Annotated in this window: 17 protein-coding genes; 6 read left to right on the forward strand and 11 right to left on the reverse strand. The window is 37.8% G+C overall.

Translation table 11 applies throughout. From position 1 onward, the window contains the following. Positions 1-17: 17 nt before the first annotated feature. Positions 18-2,381 carry a S9 family peptidase gene (locus ORI89_RS09615; RefSeq protein WP_268230250.1) on the reverse strand — a complete coding sequence of 788 codons (2,364 nt, stop codon included), beginning with the start codon at positions 2,379-2,381 and terminating at the stop codon, positions 18-20. A gap of 144 nt (positions 2,382-2,525) precedes the next feature. Here ORI89_RS09615 and ORI89_RS09620 point away from each other — a divergent pair, with 144 nt between their 5' ends. The 4 genes from ORI89_RS09620 (at position 2,526) to ORI89_RS09635 (ending at position 6,093) form a co-directional block, all read left to right on the forward strand. After that, positions 2,526-3,623, forward strand: a complete 1,098-nt coding sequence (locus ORI89_RS09620) for an AI-2E family transporter (protein WP_268230251.1) — start codon at positions 2,526-2,528, stop codon at positions 3,621-3,623. Between the two features lie 50 nt (positions 3,624-3,673). Continuing rightward, positions 3,674-4,537: a bifunctional transcriptional activator/DNA repair enzyme AdaA gene (locus tag ORI89_RS09625; protein WP_268230252.1), complete on the forward strand. Its 864-nt coding sequence runs from the start codon at positions 3,674-3,676 to the stop codon at positions 4,535-4,537. Further along, a complete protein-coding gene (locus ORI89_RS09630; RefSeq protein WP_326494309.1) occupies positions 4,521-5,138 on the forward strand; it encodes an alpha-ketoglutarate-dependent dioxygenase AlkB family protein in 618 nt (205 codons plus the stop codon). The genes ORI89_RS09625 and ORI89_RS09630 overlap by 17 nt, the downstream gene beginning before the upstream one ends. Positions 5,139-5,349: 211 nt before the next feature. After that, entirely contained in the window at positions 5,350-6,093 is a 744-nt protein-coding gene (locus ORI89_RS09635) for an SDR family NAD(P)-dependent oxidoreductase (protein WP_268230253.1), read from the forward strand. Positions 6,094-6,186: 93 nt separating this feature from the next. On the opposite strand, the gene ORI89_RS09640 is transcribed toward ORI89_RS09635, so the two are convergent. The 10 genes from ORI89_RS09640 to ORI89_RS09685 form a co-directional block, all read right to left on the reverse strand. Next, positions 6,187-7,488, reverse strand: a complete 1,302-nt coding sequence (locus ORI89_RS09640) for a bifunctional folylpolyglutamate synthase/dihydrofolate synthase (RefSeq protein ID WP_268230254.1) — start codon at positions 7,486-7,488, stop codon at positions 6,187-6,189. 151 nt (positions 7,489-7,639) lie between these two features. Then, positions 7,640-8,461 carry an energy transducer TonB gene (locus ORI89_RS09645; RefSeq protein WP_268230255.1) on the reverse strand — a complete coding sequence of 274 codons (822 nt, stop codon included), beginning with the start codon at positions 8,459-8,461 and terminating at the stop codon, positions 7,640-7,642. Positions 8,462-8,516: 55 nt separating this feature from the next. After that, positions 8,517-8,924: an ExbD/TolR family protein gene (locus ORI89_RS09650; protein ID WP_268230256.1), complete on the reverse strand. Its 408-nt coding sequence runs from the start codon at positions 8,922-8,924 to the stop codon at positions 8,517-8,519. 20 nt (positions 8,925-8,944) lie between these two features. Beyond that, the gene (locus ORI89_RS09655; RefSeq protein WP_268230257.1) at positions 8,945-9,646 is read right to left on the reverse strand and encodes a MotA/TolQ/ExbB proton channel family protein; all 702 of its coding nucleotides are present in this window, start codon (positions 9,644-9,646) and stop codon (positions 8,945-8,947) included. Positions 9,647-9,679: 33 nt separating this feature from the next. Further along, a complete protein-coding gene (locus ORI89_RS09660) occupies positions 9,680-10,789 on the reverse strand; it encodes a hypothetical protein (protein ID WP_268230258.1) in 1,110 nt (369 codons plus the stop codon). A 38-nt stretch (positions 10,790-10,827) separates the two neighbouring features. Next, on the reverse strand, positions 10,828-12,555 hold the full coding sequence (locus tag ORI89_RS09665) for a TonB-dependent receptor (protein ID WP_268230259.1): 1,728 nt from the start codon (positions 12,553-12,555) through the stop codon (positions 10,828-10,830). 14 nt (positions 12,556-12,569) lie between these two features. Next, complete coding sequence (locus tag ORI89_RS09670; protein WP_268230260.1) at positions 12,570-15,599, reverse strand: tetratricopeptide repeat protein; 3,030 nt, start codon at positions 15,597-15,599, stop codon at positions 12,570-12,572. Between the two features lie 279 nt (positions 15,600-15,878). Then, positions 15,879-16,817 carry an aspartate carbamoyltransferase catalytic subunit gene (locus tag ORI89_RS09675; RefSeq protein WP_268230261.1) on the reverse strand — a complete coding sequence of 313 codons (939 nt, stop codon included), beginning with the start codon at positions 16,815-16,817 and terminating at the stop codon, positions 15,879-15,881. 19 nt (positions 16,818-16,836) lie between these two features. After that, complete coding sequence (gene pyrR / locus ORI89_RS09680; RefSeq protein WP_268230262.1) at positions 16,837-17,382, reverse strand: bifunctional pyr operon transcriptional regulator/uracil phosphoribosyltransferase PyrR; 546 nt, start codon at positions 17,380-17,382, stop codon at positions 16,837-16,839. Between the two features lie 112 nt (positions 17,383-17,494). After that, positions 17,495-20,524 carry a glycosyltransferase family 117 protein gene (locus ORI89_RS09685; protein WP_268230264.1) on the reverse strand — a complete coding sequence of 1,010 codons (3,030 nt, stop codon included), beginning with the start codon at positions 20,522-20,524 and terminating at the stop codon, positions 17,495-17,497. Between the two features lie 674 nt (positions 20,525-21,198). On the opposite strand from ORI89_RS09685, the gene ORI89_RS09690 reads away from it, so the two are divergent. Then, on the forward strand, positions 21,199-22,155 hold the full coding sequence (locus tag ORI89_RS09690; protein ID WP_268230265.1) for a ribose-phosphate pyrophosphokinase: 957 nt from the start codon (positions 21,199-21,201) through the stop codon (positions 22,153-22,155). A 133-nt stretch (positions 22,156-22,288) separates the two neighbouring features. After that, positions 22,289-22,885: a 50S ribosomal protein L25/general stress protein Ctc gene (locus ORI89_RS09695; protein ID WP_268230266.1), complete on the forward strand. Its 597-nt coding sequence runs from the start codon at positions 22,289-22,291 to the stop codon at positions 22,883-22,885. Positions 22,886-22,899: the final 14 nt, after the last annotated feature.

A 22,899-nucleotide genomic window follows, 5' to 3' on the forward strand; every position in this document is an offset into this window, starting at 1 on the left:
TGTTAAAATATTACGAATTACTTTTTTAAAGTATCTTCAAATAACCTGAATATACGTTTATATTCATCAGTCCAGCTTGATGGGTGTACAAAGCCATGGTCTTCGACCGGATATACAGCTAAATCCCAATTATCTTTACCTAACTCTATAAAACGCTGGGTTAAACGCACAATATCCTGAAACTGTACATTCACATCTACCATCCCATGCAACATCAGTAAATTTCCCTTCAAAGAATCTGCAAAATAGATTGGCGAACTTCGTTTATAAGCAATGGGGTCATCCACCGGAGTATTTAAAATATTAGACGTATAACCATGGTTATAGTGTGCCCAATCAGTAACAGATCTTAAAGCTGCTCCTGACCTGAAAACATCAGGTTCATTAAACAACGCCATCAACGTTATGAAACCACCATAAGACCCTCCATAAATACCTACATTCTCAGGGTTTACATTATAGTTGTCAACCAGATACTGTACACCATCTACATGATCCGACAAATCTACTCCCCCCATGTGTCTATAAATTCCTGTACGATGATCCCTACCATAGCCCGAACTTGCTGTATAATCAATATCGATTACCGTATAGCCCAAATCTGCCAACATATTGTTAAACATATACTCTCTAAAATATTGGCTCCACCAGAAGTGTACGTTTTGCAAATATCCTGCCCCATGCACAAACACAACAGCAGGTCTATTAGGATGCTGCTCTTTAGGTGTATATACCCGAGCATATACCTCATTACCGTGTCGGTTTTTAAAACTAATCATATCCGGCTTCCTCCAGGCATAACTATCAAATTCTGCTGTAGTCGACTTGGTGATCTGTAAGGCTTTGCTCCCTTTTTTATTTTCTTGCAAATAAAGCTCCCATGGTTTGTCCATATAGGAGTGGTTCACAGCCAACCATTTCTCATCAGGAGACAATAAAACTTCATTCCCACCTTTCAACTCTGTGAGCTGTTTCATCTCTCCGCCAGTTATAGGTAAAGTATAAAAGTGTTTTATCCCCGGATGTTCTTTATTAGCTGTTATGTAAAAATATTTTTTATCAGCCGATAGCTGCACAGCTTGCACTTCCCAATTACCTTGTGTCAATTGTTTCTTACTTTCTGTCGATACATTATACGTATATAAATGTGAATAGCCGCTTGCCTCGCTTTGAAAGTAAAACTGATCATCATCAATCCAAGTAACATCGCGTCCAATGCCTGGCCCTGCCACCCACGCTTCATCACGTTGCCTGTCTATCAACGTCACATTACTTGTCGATGGATCCACTTTTAAAATCCAGAAATCTTTATTATCAAGAGATTTTACAGTAACAACACCATCCTTCCCATTGCCGGACCATCTTACAGTTCCCCAATTCACATCCCTATTTTCATTCTTTTCGCTACGTTCTTTCAACTGTTCAGGATAATCTTTTAGATAATCTGGCAAATCTTTTATCCCGCTAATCTGATTTACATCCAATCTCATAGATGTATCGCGGTCTACAGAATATACAAACGACTCGCTAGTCCCATACGTCGCTCCAACTTTTGTGCGGATAAGCATATTGCTTACATAGCCCGACTCTGTTACATATTCGGGCACTTCGGTTACTTTACCTCCACGATTACGATAATGTAACCGATAGCTAACATATTTGCCATCGGGGCTAATTGAAAGCCCTGACAACCCTGCATCTCCATAGTAGATGGGCTTAGGCATTAGTTGCTCTTCTTTATCTGCCTGCGCTTCTTCTTTTTCCTTCTTCTTTTCTTTCAAAACGTCAAAAAGAGCCAATTGATCTTCCTCCAACCACAAATCATGATCAGATGTTCGGTTATGTTTTGCTAATCCGCTTCTCGGATTAGCTCCACTTAGAAAATTTGTCAATTGCACGACAGCTCGCTTTTCTCCCTGCAAAAGAAATACATTACTCCCCCGCTGATAAACGATATCATTATTATTCAAAAAACCAATAGGTTGCTCCTGCTCTACAGTAGTGGTCAAACGCTCTGTTTTTCCATCTTTTATCGTATATAAATAAACATCTCCACGCTCAACAAATAAAGCCAACGACCTATCCTTGTTAAAAATAAAATTTTTCAACCCTTCTTCTCGTCTTTCATCAATGGAAGATAAAGCATATTTCTTCGTGTTTACGTCCAATTTATACACCTCACTTTTAGCCTTATTATCGGGGTTCCATTCAAAAAAAAGATATCTACTATCTTTTGACCATAAATAATCTGTCGGTGGTGTTCCCATCCATTTCGGATCACGCATTATTTTTTCCACCGTTAAACTATCCAATGTTTGACCACTAACACCAAGGACCAAACATGTTATAAAGCAAAAATTTAAAAAGATATTTTTCAGCATCGTTTATTGTTTGATGCTAATTTAGTTATTATTTAATGAAATAATAGTGACAAACACTTATATAGGACAGACAAATATCTTAAACAAAAAACACCTTTTTTTCGGACTACATTTTGCGTATTTTGTTCATCATAAGAGCAGCTCATGAAAGAAAGACAGATCAATAACAACTCCATTAATCAGATTATGCTGATTATTATCATCATACTGATCAGTATATTAGTATTTAAAAATTTGACCTATTACCTACCCGGCTTTTTAGGTGCAATTACACTATACATATTATTTAGATCTTGGTATTTCAAGCTCACCGAACAGAAAAAATGGCGCAAAGGACTAACTAGTATTTTATTTATTGTTTCTTCTGTTGTATTCATTGTATTACCCGTTTGGGCAATAATAGAATACATCGTATCTCAGATCACTGATTTTCTAGACAACAAAGAGGAAATCGTCGAAAAGTTCAATACATTAAAGGCTTTTATGAGCGATAAGCCCTTTCTACAGGATATAGACCTTTCAGATGCTGCTTTACTGACTTTTGTGCAAAATTTAACACGATATGTTCCCAATATTCTAAATTCAGTAGCAGAAGTAGCCATTAATATTGTAGTTACTTTCTTTGTTCTTTTCTTTATGCAAGTTCATTCAAAAAAGATGGAAAAAGCGCTATATAGAGCTATTCCGTTTTCCAGAACGAGTAAAAAAGAAATTTGGGATGAGGTCAACATGATGGTTAGGTCCAATGCTATAGGAATTCCGATTTTAGGTTTTTTTCAAGGGCTAGTTGCCGTTTTAGGCTATTGGATCTTTGGCGTAGACAACTATATATTACTAGGTCTACTAACCGGTATATCATCCATTATCCCGATTGTCGGGACGATGGCGATTTATATCCCCATCTGCCTTATTACTTTAGCCCAAGGCGAAGTGGCTAATGCTCTTGCTCTTTTCGCCTACTGCTTTGTTATTGTCGGTGGAATTGATAATGTTTTGCGTTTCACGATCCTAAAAACTATCGGTGACGTTCCTCCTATGATTACGGTATTTGGTGTACTACTCGGCTTAAAACTTTTTGGCATGTTGGGTTTAATATTTGGTCCATTGATATTATCCTCTATAGGTTTACTTATTAAAGTATATAGCCAAGAATATGGCAAAGGTTTCACACAAATGCAATCCATCAGGCGAAGTGTACGTGTGTCACAGCCTGATAAAAACACGCAGTTAAAAAAAAAATAAGTCAGCAAGATTTGGATTTTTATTATAAAAAAAGAAAACCATCTTTGTTTATGGATTCAGAACAAGACCTTCTTAATTATAAACGCGTGGCGGCAGCAATTGAATTCGTTCAAGGACATTTTAAAGAACAACCGCCATTGGCAGCGATTGCGGAGCATGTACACCTTAGTGCAGATCATTTTCAACGTTTGTTTCAAGACTGGGCCGGCACAAGCCCTAAAAAATTCTTGCAATACACCAGTCTACAGTATGCCAAAGAAGTACTTATCCAACGAAACGCTAACTTATCCGAAGCTACTTTCTTAACAGGATTATCCAGCAGCAGCAGATTACACGATCTATTTGTCAAAATAGAAGCTATGACTCCAGCAGAATATCAACACGGGGGACGAAATCTACAAATAGATTATAGCATATATCCTAGCCTCTTCGGCAACATACTTATAGCATCAACAACAAAGGGCGTCTGTTCACTCACATTCGAAGATACCGAAGAAGGTAGTATCGAGTATCTACACAAACTGTACCCTCAAGCCAAATTTAAAAACGCAGTTAGTCCGTTTCATTTGCAAGCACTTTCTTTTTTTCAAAAAGATTGGAACACTATACAAGAAGTAAAATTACATCTTCGTGGTACAGATTTTCAGATTAAAGTGTGGGAAGCTTTATTAAAAATACCATTTCAAAAACTAAGCTCCTATCAACAACTTGCCTGTTCTATAGGTCGCGAAAAATCTTCAAGACCAGTAGGAAATGCTATAGGTGCCAACCCGATCGCATTTATTATCCCTTGCCATAGGGTTATACAAACCTCAGGCTTATTAGGTGGTTACAGGTGGGGGTTAACCCGAAAGAAAGCACTTATTGCTTGGGAAACCGCACAACACAGTAGAAAAGATGATGGAACTGTTTGATCAAGATAGCAATCCAAATAATAATATACTCCCTTACGGTGGAACTGTTTACTATTACGGCAAGCTATTTCCTAAAATAGAAGCTGACAATTTCTTCCAAATACTTTTGGATGAACTACTCTGGCAACAAGATCAGGCTGTTATTTTCGGCAAGCATATATACACCAAACGAAAAGTTGCCTGGTATGCCGACCAACCATTTACCTACACATATTCGGGTATAGAAAAGACAGCGATGCCGTGGCACCCACAATTACTGCAAATAAAAGCTTATGTTGAAGCTGAAACCAAAGAAACCTTTAACTCCTGTCTCTGCAATTTATATCACAATGGAACGGAAGGTATGGCTTGGCATAGTGACGCAGAAAAAGACCTTAAAAAACATGGGGCAATAGCATCGTTAACGTTGGGAGCACAACGTAAATTTGGATTTAAGCACAAAACAACCAAAGAAACTATTTATCTATACTTAGAGCATGGCAGTTTACTCATCATGAAAGATGATACACAAGACAATTGGCTACATCGATTGCCTCCTACTTTAAAAGTAAGTTTACCGCGGATAAACCTAACTTTTAGAAAGATAGATAAAAGCTCATAATCAGACAATTGTCATAAATATTGATGAATTGTTTGTTTAAAATCATCTTCCCCCTCCAAAACCCTTGCAAGCAGATTTCCTACTATTTATTTAGTTAACTTGCTTAAAACAGAAGTCATTATCAAAGTAGATCGACTTTGTTACAGGGAAAAAAGAAGGCTTTAGAAAGAATAAAAGCTATTCCACAAACTCATACAATAAATTTATGCACATGAAACAATTAGAAGATAAGGTAGCCATTATTACTGGAGGAGCATCCGGCATTGGTAAAGCGATCACTGAACTATTTGTCAAAGCAGGAGCAAATGTAGTTGTTGCAGATCTTAATGAAAAACTCGGTCAACAACTTGTAAATACTATTGGTGAAGGAAATGTTGTATTTATTAAAGCTGACGCATCATCGGTCGATGATAATCGAAAAATAGTTGAAACAGCTATTGAGAACTTCGGAGCACTGCACATAGCGGTCAACAACGCAGGTATAGGTGGTGCTGCGGCTCCGGTGGGCGAGTATGATATCGCAAATTGGAAACAAGTAATTGACATTAACTTAAACGGTGTTTTTTATGGAATGCATGCCCAGCTTCCCGAAATAGAAAAAGTAGGAGGTTCCATTATTAATATGGCTTCTATACTTGGAGCTGTAGGTTTTGCAAATTCTGCGGCTTATTCAGCTGCCAAACACGGTGTGGTGGGACTCACAAAATCTGCAGCATGGGAATATGGCACAAAGGGTGTTAGAATCAATGCGGTTGGGCCTGGTTTTATTTCAACGCCCTTAGTAGATCAAGCCATGGATCAACAAACTCAAGATTATCTAGCAGCTCAACATGCTATGCAAAGGCTTGGTAAAGCTGAAGAAGTTGCAGAGCTCGTACTTTGGCTTGCCTCTGATAAATCAAGTTTTATTACGGGTTCCTACTACCCTGTAGATGGGGGCTATTTAGCAAAGTAATAACATATCTTAACAAAATCGCACTTCTATAGAAGTGCGATTTTGTTAAGATATACCTCTATAAGAAAGGTTTACGCTAGGAAGCGTATCCAATTATTTAAAAAAATGCAATGCTTCTGCGACAACAAAGTTGCTTCCACCGATAAAAATCATATCCTGCTCGCTATAAGCTGCTTTCGCAGCGCTAATAGCTTCCCCTACATCTCCATAATCAACGCCTTTCAATCCGTATCTTTCAGCGGCAGCCTTCAATTCTTTAGCAGGCATAGCCCTTGGCATAGACGGGCTACAAAAATAATACATACCAGAACTAGGCAACAATGGTAGCATGTGGCTAAGATCTTTATCCCGCATTGCTCCCAAAACAATATGCAATTGTTTATAGCTTATACTTGCTAAGTTTTCAACCACTTCTCGAATGCCATCTTCATTATGTCCTGTATCACAAATGATATAAGGGTTTTCAGATAAGACCTGCCAACGTCCTTGCAACCCTGTGTTAAGGCGGACATCCCTTAAGCCTAGATTTACAGCTTCATCATATACTTTCCAACCTTGGTTTCGTAATTCGTCTATAGCCGTTAAAACACCTAATACATTTTTTCTTTGATACAAACCTGATAACCCTACGTAGTAAGTTTTTATGGCATTATCTATCTTCTTCTTTACATCTAAAGTCAAACCTTCAGAAACTCGTTTATAGGCTACTACTTCCAATTCATCTGCTGCTACACGCAACGGGCTTTTCATTTCATTAGACTTATCTTCAAAGACTTGAAAAATAAGATTATCTCTTTCCGATAAAACGACTGGCTTTTCCTTTTTTATAATACCTGCTTTTTCACGTGCAATCTCTTCCAAAGTATTTCCAAGCAGATCAATATGATCTAGTCCAATATTCGTTATTAAAGATAGTTCGGGATTTATAATATTGGTGCTATCCAGCCGCCCTCCTAAGCCTACTTCTACTATAGCAATATCTACCTGTTCTTTAGCAAAATGATCAAATGCCATTGCAACAGTCACCTCAAAAAAAGAAGGGCATATTTCTTCTATATCATTTTTATAACGTTTGACGAATGCAATTACTTCTCCTTCGGAAATCATCTCTCCATTTACACGGATACGCTCTCTAAAATCCAGCAGATGAGGCGAAGTATATAAGCCTGTCTTATAACCGGCTTTAGCTAATATGGAAGCTAGCATATGCGAACTAGAACCTTTACCATTAGTTCCAGCTATATGAATTGACTTAAACTTGTTCTGTGGATTGTCTAACAAATTACACAGGCGTAAGGTATTACCTATGTCCTTTTTAATGGCTGTTGCGCCATCACGCGTAAACATGGGTAATCTTGCAAAAAGATACTCAATTACGTCTGAATATGTTTCCATGAAAAAAAGAAATTACACACAATAGAACCCTAATTTACGACTGACTCTAGTCATATTTACATTTAAAAAACACACAGGCTAGACACAGCGTAAATACAATCCTACCACATAAAAATATGAAGACCTCAGTTCGCAAAAGTTTAGCATTCGGCTACCTTAATTTAAAATTAAACACCACCACACCACTTTGCGAATCAGGGGCATTGGGTAATTGATTTAGGCGAGATCCCATTACTGCGCGCTCGCACTTTTCCAATAAAGCTCTACTGGAAATCGTTGTCCCCCGTACACCCGCTCTTGCATAAGTTATAACTCCATTCTTATTCACTTTAAATTCAACAGCGACTCTTCCCGCCTGCTGTCCATCATCCTGAATACTGGGGCGTACTTCAAAGCGACGATTTGCGATGGTTAACATCATATCACCATCACCTGATCCACCTTCACCGTAATTACTTGCCAAAGGATCACCAAGGGCACTTCCTTGATTTCCGGCTACATTGCCTGTACCATCACCGGTTCCCGTTGAATTATTCTTCTTACCCTTATATAAAGCGTTGGGATTTACGGCAGGTTTTGCTTCTTTTTTCTCAACGGTAGCTACATCTGCATTTGCAGTAACCGGTTTTTCTTTTTTAGGTATTGCAGGTGCATCTTCTACATCTTGCGTAACGACAGACTTATCGGCAATCTGCTGCGAAGGTGTAGGCACCGGCGTTTCAGTAGGGTCTATCTTATCTGGGCGTACATTATTGGCCTCTTCATCCATAGATGGCTCGTCTACACTCATATAATCATCGCCCATTCCCTCTTCTGCAGTTCCATAATTGACGATGATTCCGCCCATCCCATATCGAGGCATTTCACTACCAAATACAATAAAAAACCCGATCAGCACCAATAAGCCCATCACTGCAGCTGATAAACCCAGTGCCTTCGGTAAATTATTTTCCTCTTGTCCTTGATAATACATATAAATACTTTTTCTTAGTTTAAAGCTTTCCTATTTTTTACTAGAAAATTTGAAACTAATCCTTTTTAGGTTCAGTAGCTAACACTAATTTCACCCGGTTCCTATTAGCAACATCCATAACGGAAATTACATTCTGAATCGGCACTGAACTATCTGCATACAACATAATAGTCAAGTCCTCTCCTCCGCCCATTTGCGCTTGAATCATCGGTTCCAATTGCTCTAAACTCATAACTTGCTTATCTACATGATACTGTAGATCGGCTGTAATAGAAATAGTCATTGTCTTCTTCGCTACCGATTGTTCGCCTGCACTAGACTTTGGCAATAAAAGTTTAACCACCTGCGGATTAGATACAGCCGAAGCCAATAAGAAAAACAACATCAAGAAAAACATGATATCATTTAACGCTGCTGTATGAACCTCTGCTGTGGGTCTATTTCTTCTGTTTCTTAAATTCATCTTAATCCATTAAAAAATGCTTAAACGCCCGGTTCATCCAATAAATCTATAAACTCTACTGCTTCTGTTTCCATGCGTAAAATAAGACGGTCAACCATCATATTTAAAACATGATAACCTATATATGCCAAAATACCAACAGTTAAACCACTCGCTGATGCAATCATCTTTACATATAACCCTCCGGACACAGAACCGATATCAATTCCACCCGCAACTTCAACTTCACGAAAAATAAGAATAACTCCAAAAATTGTACCCACAAAACCAAGCATAGGTGCTATACCCGCAACGATACCTAGAATATTAATATTCTTCTCCAATTTAGAAACTTCCAACTTACCAGCATTTTCAATAGCTGCTTCAATATCTTTAATAGGACGTCCCACACGTGCCAAGCCCTTCTGTAACATCCTACCTAAAGCAGTATTACTGTTACGACAAATTGCAATAGCTGCATCTAAACGTCCGGACATTACGTTGCTTTTAATTTGCGACATAAGTCCAGCATCTGCTTTAGATGCTTTACTAATTGTTATATAACGTTCAAAAAATATTACCAATGCTAGGAATAATAAAAAAACAATAGGGACCATAATCCAACCACCTCTCATTAGCATTTGAAGCAGGTTTAAATTTTCTTCCGCTGTTGCCAACTGTACTGCTTGTTGCTGAACTGTATTTAAAGAGTCCATTGTTAAATTGTCTTGCATAAATGACATAATCGTTTTATATATTTTTATTAGGTTGTTTTACTATTTAATTTTATCAGGCCACGCGTCCTTAATAATATTCTTCTGTACATAAATAAGAGCCGAGTCCGCCTCTTCTTTTGTCCTATAAGAATCCCAAATCACTTTCTTTCTATTCTTAGCCATGTTACTTGGGATAACCCGTACTTTATCATAGCCCTGTTTATTATAAGTACTAGCTTGTTCATAAGCTTGTTCAAGAGTTTTATGCGAACCAATAACAATCTGCCAACGATGGTCAGCTGGTACTAAAACATCTTTTTCTTCAACTTGGACGGAATCTTGATCCACTGCAACTGTATTCAAAGAATCTACAGCAAGTAAAGAATCAAGCTGTGCCTCAACAATGCCTGCTGTATCCACAGTTTCCTCCGTTGTATCTATAACTACTGGCACTAGTGGGGGTGGTTCTAGAATATTTTTATCATCATTAATGAAATAAAGAGCCGCCAGTATTCCCACAGCAACTAATGCAAGCACAATGTACCATATTTTATTATTGCGCTTCGGTTCTTCTTCAAAATCATCAAAAGCGATATTATCAGGTGCAAATATCGGCGTTTGTGGTACTACCAGAGCTTGATCTTCCTTAATTTGATCGACATCAACTGTTGATAAAGTTTCTTTATTTTCCTCTACAATAGTTGGTTTAACCTCTTCAACTAGCTCTTCTTTAAGCTCTGTCTTTTCGATTTCCTCTATAGTACCTTCAACTGTAACTGGTGCAGGTCCTGGTATCGGTTCTAAATTGAAACCCGACAGATCGAGAGGTTTAAATACATATCCCCCACCAAAACTCAAAAGATAGCCCAGATCATCCAGTTTCACCTGTCCGTCTTCAGTAACACGCTGTATGACTTCTTTTACAGCCCCTTCAACATATGTCAAGGCTGCACTATAATCTAAAGACTCTAACTGTTGTATGTATTGAACAAAATCATAACCCTCCGCGCCACTTGGATCAAATTCAATATAGGTAATAGGAGGAAGATATACTTTTTTATCCTCGTCATAACTTGCGGGGGTATGGTTCTTCTGAAAAACTCCCAATCCAACAACTACGACCCGCTCCTGTCGCTTTAATAAATTAAAAACGTTTTTACCTAAATTCATTCTTCTTCAATTAGCTACAAAGTTATAATCTTCTCTGCTTAAAAAGAAAAGTTTAAACCACCCAACAAGTTAAATCCTAGCTTTGGATAATACATGTATGTCTGGTACTCTTTGTTAAAAATATTATTTGCCCTCACAAATACACCTAACTGTTTAGTTGCCTTATATTCTGCTCCTGCACTAAGATCAAAAAATGAAGGAACTTCTTTAGACATAAAAGCACCTTCAGGCTTTAATGTTATTGGGTTATAATCATATACTTTAGCTTTAGAGCTACCATGGAACAAAGCTTCTGCATCTATATATAGTTTTTCAGAAATATTGAATCGAGCGTTAGCAGCTAAACGTATTTCAGGCGTATGCCAAACTTCCGTTTCTTGGGCTGCAGTATATTGATCAACATTTAAGCGCCCGCCTAAATTCACTAATTCAGAAAGTCGGATATTAATCTCTCCCTCAACACCAATATGTTTAACGGCTTTATCACCATTACCATCGTAAACAATATCAAATAAATAAGGCTTGTCAAAATTATTGACAAATAAAGGTAGTCCTTCTATTTTTCTATAGATAGCCTTTGCTTTATAACCAAATGTAGCACCTGCATTTCCTTTAATACCCCCATACACATGAAGACGCTCAACCATATTTTGGATATGCATACCTGGACCTAAATATGGATTTGCCCGTGCAAAATCGCGATAGGATGCTTTTTTGACTCCACCATCAATACCTCCGAAAATATGAAGGTAACCCGGAGCAAGTCCAAAATCAATTTCAGCAGACGGGAAAATATTAAAGCTTGTACTGTCACCAAATTCAGGAACCATATTAGCCCCCAATGTAATAGCATAATTCTCGCCTTTAAAACTTATATAAGGATTTAAAATTGCTAATGAGTTTTTTGTCACGCCGTCACTCGCTACCCTATTTGTTCCATCTACTTTATTTAAATCTAAACTAAGATTAGCTCCTATATTAAATGTTCTAACCCGTTTATTTAAATAAGCTGAAAGACCAAAAGAGGTTTCCTTCGCATCGTAGTCATCACCGAAAGAATAGGCATCTATTTTTGCCGAATAACTCAATGCATCTTCGTTATCAGCACTGTTATTACTCGTTAACTCGCCTGAGAAATAGATGTCATTAAATGACTGTTTCGCAATATTTGTGTTGAGTGGCGTATTATTATCACTTGCAAATGGAACTCCGTAGAAATTCGTCCCATTTCTATTGTATCCGATCAATCCATCAATTGTAAATTGCGGAAATATACGTCTACCAAAAATACCGACCTCCTGTTTAGAAAAACGCTGTCCTTCCAAGCTACCTTTCTGATTAAGGTGCTTTACAAAACCACCTACACGCATATCTTCATACTCATCATACGAAAAATAAGCTTCACCTAAAAAAGTACCTAGATTTCCGACCCCTGCTCTCACATAATTGCTATGCTGTTCGCGTACTGCTGCAAAAGGAGTTTCTTCTATTTTCAGTTCTTTAAGACCTGTATTTATATCTAGTTTTTTATCAGCAATATTATTATAAGACAACTTCGGCATATAACTCCGCTTATTCGTCATATCCGGGCTACGTCTGATCTTCACCGCATCCGCAAGAAGAGGTTTATAGTCACGTACAACATCAAAAGAATCTATCGTAACCGGTCTTGTAGGTTCTGTCTGTGCTTGTCCTTGAATACCCAAAGCCACCAACAGAGCCACCAAAGCGTAATTCTTAAAAACTGTTTTATGCAATTTCATCATTCTACCTATTCTTGTTATTTCAATTTTTCTAAACGAGATTTAGCTTCCTTAAGAACATCATCTTTGTCATTGTCGTAATTATCAATTACACTTTCCAAAGTCGACTTAGCTTGAAATTTATCTCCTTTTCCTTTATACGCATCAGCCATAATAATAAAGCCTTTAGCTACCCAATAATCGTAAGAGGAGAAAGTATCCGATATATCAAATGCAGATTCAATAACTTTATCATACTGTTTTGCTTTTAATTGCTGTTCAGCAACACGGTATCTCGCTTCTGCTCCATAGACCGTTTTACTTTTCAACGCTGCTAAATTAAACTCTTTCAATGCATCAGCGTTCTTGTTTTCAGCGACAAAAGCTTTACCTGAATACAGGTGAGCCATACCGATATCTTCTTCCGAAGACTTCTCGTATTCCTTCACCAGTTTAGCATAGTTCTGCGTTTCAATATAATCACCTATATTGAAATAACTGATCAGTAAATTGTTAATCGCAAAACCATAATTTGACTTATACTCTGAGGTTAATTCCAGCTTTTTCAGCACCTGAACTGCCTCGTTATATGCTTTTTTCTTCAAATGCATCTTAGAGACGCTGACAAGTGTTTGTTCTGTATAAGCACTCGTCCAATCGTTCATAATGATATTAAAGTCGTGCAGAGCTTCTTCATCTTGACCTAATCTAGCATAACTTTCACCACGCACAAAACGAGCGTGTTTCTCATGTATAGGTTTAGGGAATTTATCAAAATAAGCATGTATTGCTTCTACCGCTCCTTGCCAGTTTCCTCTATCAAACAGTGTTTTTGCTACACTGAACATGTGCGAATCTTGCTCTGCTGTACTAAGATCTCCGATATTCGTACTAGTAGCATAGCGTATATACCCTGTTGCATCCCCGCGATCTAAATATATATTTTCTATCGAACGCATCGCCTGCTTCGCTTCATCGGTCGTTGCATACTGATCAACAACACGCTGAAAAGTACTTAATGCGGCATCATTATTATCCTGATTGTACTGCACCAGACCGATCGTAATCAATGCACGAGGCACATAGCTGCTTCTGGGATAATCTTCAACCATCTTCTGCAGACCTTTAATAGCAACCTCATGATCCCCCATCATAAAATATGTGTACGGAATTTCAAAAGCTACATCATCTGCATAATTTGATTTCGGGAATTGCTTAATAACCCCATTCAGAGTTGCAAGCTTGCTTGTATTATCTCCCTGTAACCCTTGTATAATACCGCGTTGAAATAGCGCATAATCCTGACTTGGGGCTTTAGAACTAATTAAACGGTTGTAATACTCCATCGCACGTCCATAATTTTTCATACCGAAGTATGAATCTGCTAAACGGGCGATCGCATCATTTCTTGTATTAATTTCAATGCCCTCACGGCCACCGGTTGCTAAGAAGCGTTCAAAATAATTAGCTGCTGTATTGTACTTATCATTCCGGAAGGCAGCATAAGCTAATGCATAATTTGCATAGCTGTAAACATCTGTCTGCCGGGCAGCAGGCAATTGTAAAAACTTATTAAAATTAGTCACAGCCTCACCGTACTTACGCACTTCGTACATAGCCTCTGCTTTCCAATAGTGTGACAAGGCATATATTTCTTCATCATGACGATTAGCTTCGGAACGCATAAACATAGAGATAGCATTCTCAAAGGCCCGTTCATTATAAAACTCCAACCCTCTATAGTATGTAACTTTTTGATAAGCCGTATTTGCTTCCTTACCTCTGTTGCTTATACTTTCTAGAATATCTACAGCTGCACGGTAACTTTTTGTACTGAGGAGCACTTCTGCAAGAAGTGTTTTAGCTTCTTCTAAGCGCTCCGACCTTGGGTAGGTTGCCAAATATTCTTGCGTAGCATCAAGTGCTACTTGATGAAATTCTAACTCATAAGACAACTTAGCATAATTGAAAAGCCCTTCTTCTTGAAGCTGCGGATCAAAATCTAATTTAGAAGCTCTAAAAAAGGCATTCCTAGCACTTTGCTTATTATCTGTCTTTAAAAAAGCATCTCCTAAAGTAATCATGGCGCTTTGATAATAAGCATCAGGCTCACTCAACTTTTCTAACTCAAGTATAGCTTTATTATAATCCTCTAATTTGTAAGCGATATATCCAATCTGATAGCTATCCTGGTTATTCTGTGTGGCACCTTTATCTTGTGCTTGAAACTTATCATAAAAACTCTTGGACTTTGCTAAATCTCCTTTAATAAAATAGGTCGCAGCAACGATCCTGAACATTTCTGTTTCACTCTCTTGCTTTGTTCTTTCTAAAATTGGCAACGCATAACTTAACACATCATCATAGCGTTTGTCTAAGAAATAAAGAGCTGTTATATAGTAGGGATAACTATTTTCATAAGTTTTAGAACCATTTAGTCTTTCAAACTCATTAAGTGCGGTTTTATACTCTGCGTCTAAATAACTTAAATAAGCATAATAATAAATAGAAGCTTCTTGATATTGTCCGCTTTCATCTTTTAATCTTTCAAAAAGCGGTTTGGCAGATTTATAGTCATTTTGCATAAACTGAGAATACCCCAATTTAAAACGATATTCCACATTCTCTGCTCCGGCTAGGTTTTTACTATCTATCTTTTGAAACCACTCTATTGCTTTAGCATAATCCTTTTTAGCATAATATGATTTTCCTATCTGAAAGTAAGCTGCTTTCGAGTTAGCACTCGCCGGATAGTCATTAATATACTTCAAAAAACGCAATTCAGCGTCAGAGTCTTCTAACTCCAAAGCACAGATCGCCTGATAGAAGCGTACGTTCTCTTTAATCAGACTTAACTCTTCTGTCTCGTCCAATTGCAAAGTAGATTTCGTACGAAGATCCTCTACCCTATCAAACTGTTTTGCTGCCGAACTATATTTTCCTCGTTCGAAAAGCTCCATTCCAGTTTTATAAGCATTATTAATCTCTTGCCAAGCTGTTTGTTGAGCTACCGCAACAGAACTCACTAAAGTTAACGCAACGCCTACACCATAAATCTTCTTATACATACTAAATGTTAAGTCAAAAAAATAAATTTAAAAAGACCAAACCGCATATCACTTCAAATAGCAATAAAACCGACTTGGCAGTTTATATTCAACGTACTAAAATAAGACTAAAGCGACAACTTTTTCCCCAAAAGTTGTTAACATCTGTTAGTAAGTGATCGAACATCAGCGTAACACCAATAAATATGCCTGAATAAGATATTCATCATATTTAATAAATTTTAACGTTAATTTAACTTCTCACACCACAGTGCTCTACTATTTTTTAGAAAACAAATCTTATCCGCGCTGTCCAGCCAAAAGGTATAATACTGCCATTCGAACAGCTACACCATTTTCGACCTGATCTAGAATAATAGAATGATGACTATCAGCCACATCAGATGTTATTTCCACACCTCTATTTATAGGTCCGGGGTGCATAACAACAATCTCTTTATCCAATGAATCTAAAATTTGCTTATTAAGCCCGTACATCATACTATACTCTCTTAAAGAGGGGAAATAAGAAATATCTTGACGCTCCAACTGTATTCGCAACATATTAGCCACATCGCACCAGTTTAGCGCTTTTAATAAATCATGCTCCACTTTTACCCCCAAACTCTTGATATATTTAGGTATTAAAGTAGTGGGGCCGCACACCATAACCTCAGCTCCTTGTTTCTGCAGGCATAAAATATTAGATAAAGCAACCCTCGAATGTAAGATATCCCCTATTATAGCTACTTTACGTCCCGCTACGTCGCCAAAACGCTCACGGATCGAGAACGAATCGAGCAGTGCTTGTGTTGGATGTTCATGCGCACCGTCACCGGCGTTAAGAATCTGCGCATCAACATGCTTACTTAAGAAAACACCTGCCCCTGCATATGGATGGCGCATAACCACCATATCCACTTTCATTGCTAGAATATTATTTACAGTATCAATCAATGTCTCGCCTTTACTTACTGACGAAGATGACGCTGCAAAATTAATTGTGTCTGCTGAAAGCCTCTTCTCCGCCAGCTCAAAAGACAAACGTGTTCTTGTTGAGTTTTCAAAAAACACATTCGCAATAGTAATATCTCGCAGTGAAGGAACTTTTTTAATAGGGCGATTCAGCACTTCTTTAAAATTTGCCGCAGTATCCAATATCAAACGAATATCATTTTCGTTTAAATCTTTTATACCCAGAAGATGCCTAGTACTTAGCTGCTCCGTTGTTATTGACATGGTATTTTATTTTTCGCTATTATTCTTTTTCTGTTACCAGCACGATACTATCTTCATCATCTACTTCTTCCCAGCTAACGATTACCCGCTGCGAATCGATAGAATCCACCTGTATGCCTATATAATCCGGTTGAATAGGAATCTGCCTCGAAAAACGACGATCCACCAAAACCAATAGTTCCATTTGCCCGGGGCGGCCAAATGCTTGCATAGCGTCCATCGCTGAACGAATCGTACGACCGGTCCAAAGCACATCATCTATAAGAATAACGTTTTTCTCATCGACGATGAAATCAATCTGCGTACTATTAGCTAGTATTGGTGCTGCACCTTTCATACGGAAATCATCCCGATAGAAAGTAATATCTAAAACTCCTAACTGGACATCATACCCAGTCATTGCTTTAATTTCTTTCTGTATGCGTTTTGCTAAATAGGTTCCTCTCGGTTGAATACCGATTAACACAGCTTTTGAAAAATCGCCATGATTCTCAATCAATTGCTGACATAGTCGTCTAATTGTTATTTGAAACTTGGCTCCTTCTAATAAGATTGATTGTTTCATTATGGGAATATTTGAACAAATCTACGCTTTTTTCCCGAAAAGGACGACTTTTTCGAAAGGCAATTGTAAAAGAGAAGAGGCGAATTACTTCGCCTCTTCTCTTCTGTAAACACTATTTTCCAGCCTGCTCGAAATAATGTCTGTATTTATTATAAACATCATCAATCTGCTTCTTAACATCGCCATCCGAAAGCTTATCGCCTAAGAATTTATAACTCTGTACAGCAGCTAAACCTGTTCTTATATTACGAAACTCCATGGAGCCCTTATCGGCAGATATAGCATGGTAATAATCCATGTTCTCACGAATAAACTGTAAATTACGCAACGCTATTTCGTCTGCTTTTTCTTTCTCACCTACCTCATACATGGCTTCCAAAAGCTGTGCATAACTTAACACCTCCGTCATTAAATATGCGCGCTTCGGCATATTTTCATAAGCATTTACAACAAGCTTTCTAGCCTTATCTTTCTCACCGGCTCCTAAAAGCTGTTGTGCAGTCTGCCCGTATAATGTACCTACATACATACTTATATAACGGTACGAATCTGGGTCTAAGTAAGAAGATTTATTAATATTACCCCAGGCAAATTTATTCATCACATTATCATAAGTCTGGTCTACATTCTCAATAGCCGTACGGTCTCCTTCTTTCAATCCAAAATCCACAGGCATCAAGCGATAAGCAAAACCTTCACTTACTAAAAAGCGATCTAAACCTATATAGTTTTCCGTAGGCGTAGTTATCGTAAAATAAATCGGCCTTTTCCAATTATTATTGGCTAAAATAGACATAATAGACAGCTCAGCACGTGAAACATATTTCATGGGATAAGTCCAGCGCATTGTATCTGTAATCATGTCTTCCCAATCTTTAGGCACGACATTATTTGCTATAACAGCATCCTTGTCTACCACCAATTCCATTTTATTAGTCGGCAACAAGTTCACCAATTCCCCTCCTTGCAGCTGCGCCTTATTCTGTGGATTATCAGATAACATAATCTTCAACAAGTCATCCACTTCTACATAGCCCAGTATACCGTAATCTTGATAATAGATTACATCACGCACACCATCTTTTACCAGTTCAGGGTCAATATTAATAGGTAAAGCATCTGCGTCGTTTACCTTCTCCATCATCTGCCGCATATACCAATCGGCACTTAACAAACTCAGGTTGACAACACGTACATCCGTACGGATTCCCTCCACCTCCTGCGCATACCATAAAGGGTATGTGTCATTATCACCATAACTAAACAGAATGGCGTTCGGCGCACAGGATTCTAAGTAATTACGGGCCATATCACGGGCTAATAACTTTTCCGATCGGTTGTGGTCATCATAATTCTGCGCAATCAATATAACAGGTCCGGCCAATAGTCCCGCAGCAGTAGCAATACCTCCTGCCATCTTTGCATTCACCTTTTTCGACAAGAAATCAGCTATAGCCAAAACTCCTAAACCTATCCATATACTAAACGCATAGAAAGATCCTGCATAGGCATAATCCCTTTCTCTTGGCTGTAAAGGACTTTGGTTTAAGTATAGTACAATAGCAATCCCGGTAAAAAAGAAAAGCAAACCCACAACTCCCGCATCACGCTGCCTTCTGCCAAAGTGCCAGAAAGCGCCCAGCAATCCTAGAATTAAGGGTAGGAAAAAATAAGTATTTCTTGCAGCTTGTGTTTTCTCAGATGTTGGTAGATTGTTCTGCCCCCCAATCATTATATTATCAATAGGCTTAATTCCACTGATCCAATTTCCCTCAGTAAATGTTCCTTGACCTTGCTGATCATTCTGCCTACCTGCAAAATTCCAAAGAAAATACCGACCGTACATATGACCAATCTGGTATCCAAAAAAGAATTTCAAGTTGTGTGCAAAAGTAGGCTTTTCATCGGGACCTAACCCTAAGTATTCTCTGTAATAGTCAGGATGATCTCCTTTCTCGCTATGTATTCTCGGAAAAATAGTTTCCCTATCATAAGATGCTTTTGTTGCAGTTTTTGCTACGCTATATTTATCTTTATCTTTCCGATACATCTTACGTCCATCTTCTACTGCTGTAACTTTTGCATCAAAATATTTTCCTTTAAACAGCGGATCATCACCATATTGTTCTCTATTTAAATAGCTTAAAAAAGTAAACACATTATCCGGATCACTGTTATTCAAAGTTGGGTTTGCTTTAGCACGAATCATTATCATAGCAAAAGAGCTGTATCCGAACAATATAAAAGCTAAGCTGACCAGAGCAATATTCAATAAAGGTTTTACTTTCTTTATAGAATAAAAAATACCGTAAACAAGTCCACCGATAACAAGAATAGCAAAAAACGCAACTCCATATCCGAAGCCCAACCCTAGAGAATTTACAAAAAACAAATCGAAATAAGCAGCCATTTTAATTGTATACTGTATAACTCCCCACAGTATCAAAGCCAAAACAACGACTCCCAGTCCTAAAGATTTCAAAATACCAGCACTTGTACTTTCCTTTGTTTTACGGAAATAAATAACTAGTGCGATAGCAGGTATAACGAGCAGGTTCAACAAGTGCACACCAATTGAAAGCCCCATTACATAAGCTATTAAAACAAGCCATCTATCTGCCTGTGGTTCATCTGCACGTGCTTCCCATTTTAGAATTGCCCAAAACACAACCGCTGTGCACAGAGAAGACATTGCATAAACTTCTGCTTCTACTGCCGAAAACCAAAAAGTATCTGTAAATGCGTAAGCCAAAGCGCCTACTACACCTGCGGCCATAATTAAAAATGTATGCTGCTTACTTACTTCTTGATGTCTATCCGTACCTACAAAAACATTACGAGCCAAAGCCGTTACTGTCCAGAATAAGAATAAAATAGTAAGCCCACTACAGACAGCAGATCCAACGTTCATCCAAAAAGCTATCCTCGAGCCATCTCCTAATGCAAAGTTTGAAAACACATTCTCTATCATCAGAAACAATGGAGCACCAGGCTGGTGAACGATTTGCATTTTATAAGCCGAAGCAATAAACTCTCCACAATCCCACCAACTGGCTGTTCGCTCGACAGTCATCACATATACAAGTGTGGCTATCGCAGCACAAACCCATCCTAAAAGATTGTTTACCTTATTATAACTCATTATTTCAATTATTAATTATGGTCATCCTAAAATTATGGTTCGAAAATAAGGAATACAAACCGACTATTAAACTATATTTACATATTTTAACCAAACTCTAACCAAATTCTAAAATTAATCTTCTTACTAAAACAAAAAGAAGAGTAAACAAAAAAAATATTCCATTGAGAATCAATACAAAGTAAATCTTTCTCTCAAAATGTTTTGGAACTACCAAAAACAGCTGTATATTTGCATCGTCAAATCAACCAAACGTGGTTAATAACGACAAAGTTTGTCCCATAGTATAAGGGTAGTACAAGTGATTTTGGTTCATTTAGTCTTGGTTCGAATCCAGGTGGGACAACAAAAAAGGATGCTGAAGAGCGTCCTTTTTTCGTTTATGAGCATCTCATCTAAAAAATTTTACTAACTGGTCTATTTTCAAAAAGTTAAGACAATTTATAATTCCTTAACATAGATTTTTTTTTCACAAACATTTGTCTACCTTTGCCCAAAATATAAAGACAGGCTCTTTAATATTAATGAAAAACATGTCCCATAGTATAAGGGTAGTACAAGTGATTTTGGTTCATTTAGTCTTGGTTCGAATCCAGGTGGGACAACTTTTTTCAATCCGTATAGCAAATAAGTTTAGAATAAATTTCAGTTCAACCAACATAAAATAACGCATAATGCCTTTGCAATTTAACACGGTAAAACTGTTCGCAGGGTCTGGAACAGTAGAATTAGCAGAAAAAATTTCGAAATCTTACGGTAAGCCACTCGGTGACATGACCTTATCCAAATTCAGCGATGGAGAAATTCAACCATTTTACAACGAATCAATTCGTGGTAGCGATGTTTTCTTAATTCAGTCCACCAACCAACCCAGCGACAACCTTATCGAGCTTTTATTAATGATTGATGCTGCAAAACGCGCATCAGCTCATTACATTACCGCTGTCGTACCTTACTTCGGTTACGCTCGTCAAGACAGAAAAGATAAGCCCCGTGTAGCAATTGGCGCTAAAATGATGGCTAATCTGATAACAGCAGCTGGTGCTCACCGCATCATGACAATGGATTTTCACGCTGCTCAGATCCAAGGCTTTTTTGACATTCCTGTCGATCATTTAGATGGTTCAATTATTTTTGTACCTTACATCAAGTCTCTAAACTTGGCCAACTTAACAATAGCATCCCCAGATATGGGCGGATCATACCGCGCACGTACATTTGCTAAATTCTTCAATGCCGAAGTAATTATTTGTGACAAACGCCGTAAGCGTGCCAACGAAATTGAATCAATGTCAATCATCGGAGATGTAAAAGGACAGGATGTTGTTCTAATCGATGATATCTGTGACACAGCGGGAACCCTTTCTAAAGCAGCAGCATTAATCATGGAAAATGGAGCTAACTCTGTTAGAGCCGTGTGTACACACGCCGTACTATCAGGAAAAGCATACGAAACAATAGAAAACTCTGTGCTCTCAGAAATGATTGTAACAGACACTATACAACTAGATCCAGCAAAAGCTGCCGCTAGTAGTAAAATAAAAGTACTTTCAACAGCCGAATTATTTGGTTCAGCCATAAGAAATGTCAATGAACATGGTTCTATCTCTGATTTGTTTGAGATCAAGTAATCAGTTTTCCGAATAAAATAAAGAGGTCGAAATTCAGATAGTTTCGACCTCTTTATTTTATTCAGAGTTTTATCTTCTTCTTTAGAAAAATTTAGTTTAACTTTGCACCTCAAAATTAATATATATTTATATCATGAAATCAATTGCTATTAGCGGTTCTGTAAGACAGAACGTAGGGAAAAGAGATGCAAAAGAATTGCGTTACGAAGGAAATATTCCAGCAGTTCTTTATGGTGGTAGCGAACAAACACACCTTTCTGTATCCGCAGCTGATTTGAAGCCAGTTCTTTACACTTCTGAAGTTGTATTCGTAGAATTAAACATCGACGGAAAGAAAACAAGAGCTATCGTTCAAGAAGCACAGTTCCACCCATTAACAGATTTAGTTACACACATCGACTTTTTAGAGTTATTTGATGACAAAGAAGTGTCTATGAATATTCCTGTTAAATTAACAGGTGTATCTCCAGGTGTTAAAATGGGGGGTAAACTAGTTCAAAAATTACGTAATTTACGTGTTAAAGCATTACCTAACAACTTGCCTCAAAATATTGAAGTTTCTCTAGAATCTTTAGAAGTTGGAAAATCTTACCGTGTTGGTAAAGTTCAATTAGAGAACGCAAGAATCCTTAATAACGCAGACGATACAATCGTTTCAGTTATCATGTCACGTGCTTTACGTCAAGCAGAGCAAGAGGCAGCTAAAGCAGCTAAAGGAACTAAAAAATAAGTTCAGCTTTCAAA

Origin of the sequence: Sphingobacterium sp. UT-1RO-CII-1 (assembly GCF_026711005.1) — a bacterium.
In the GTDB taxonomy this organism is placed as follows: Bacteria; Bacteroidota; Bacteroidia; order Sphingobacteriales; family Sphingobacteriaceae; genus Sphingobacterium.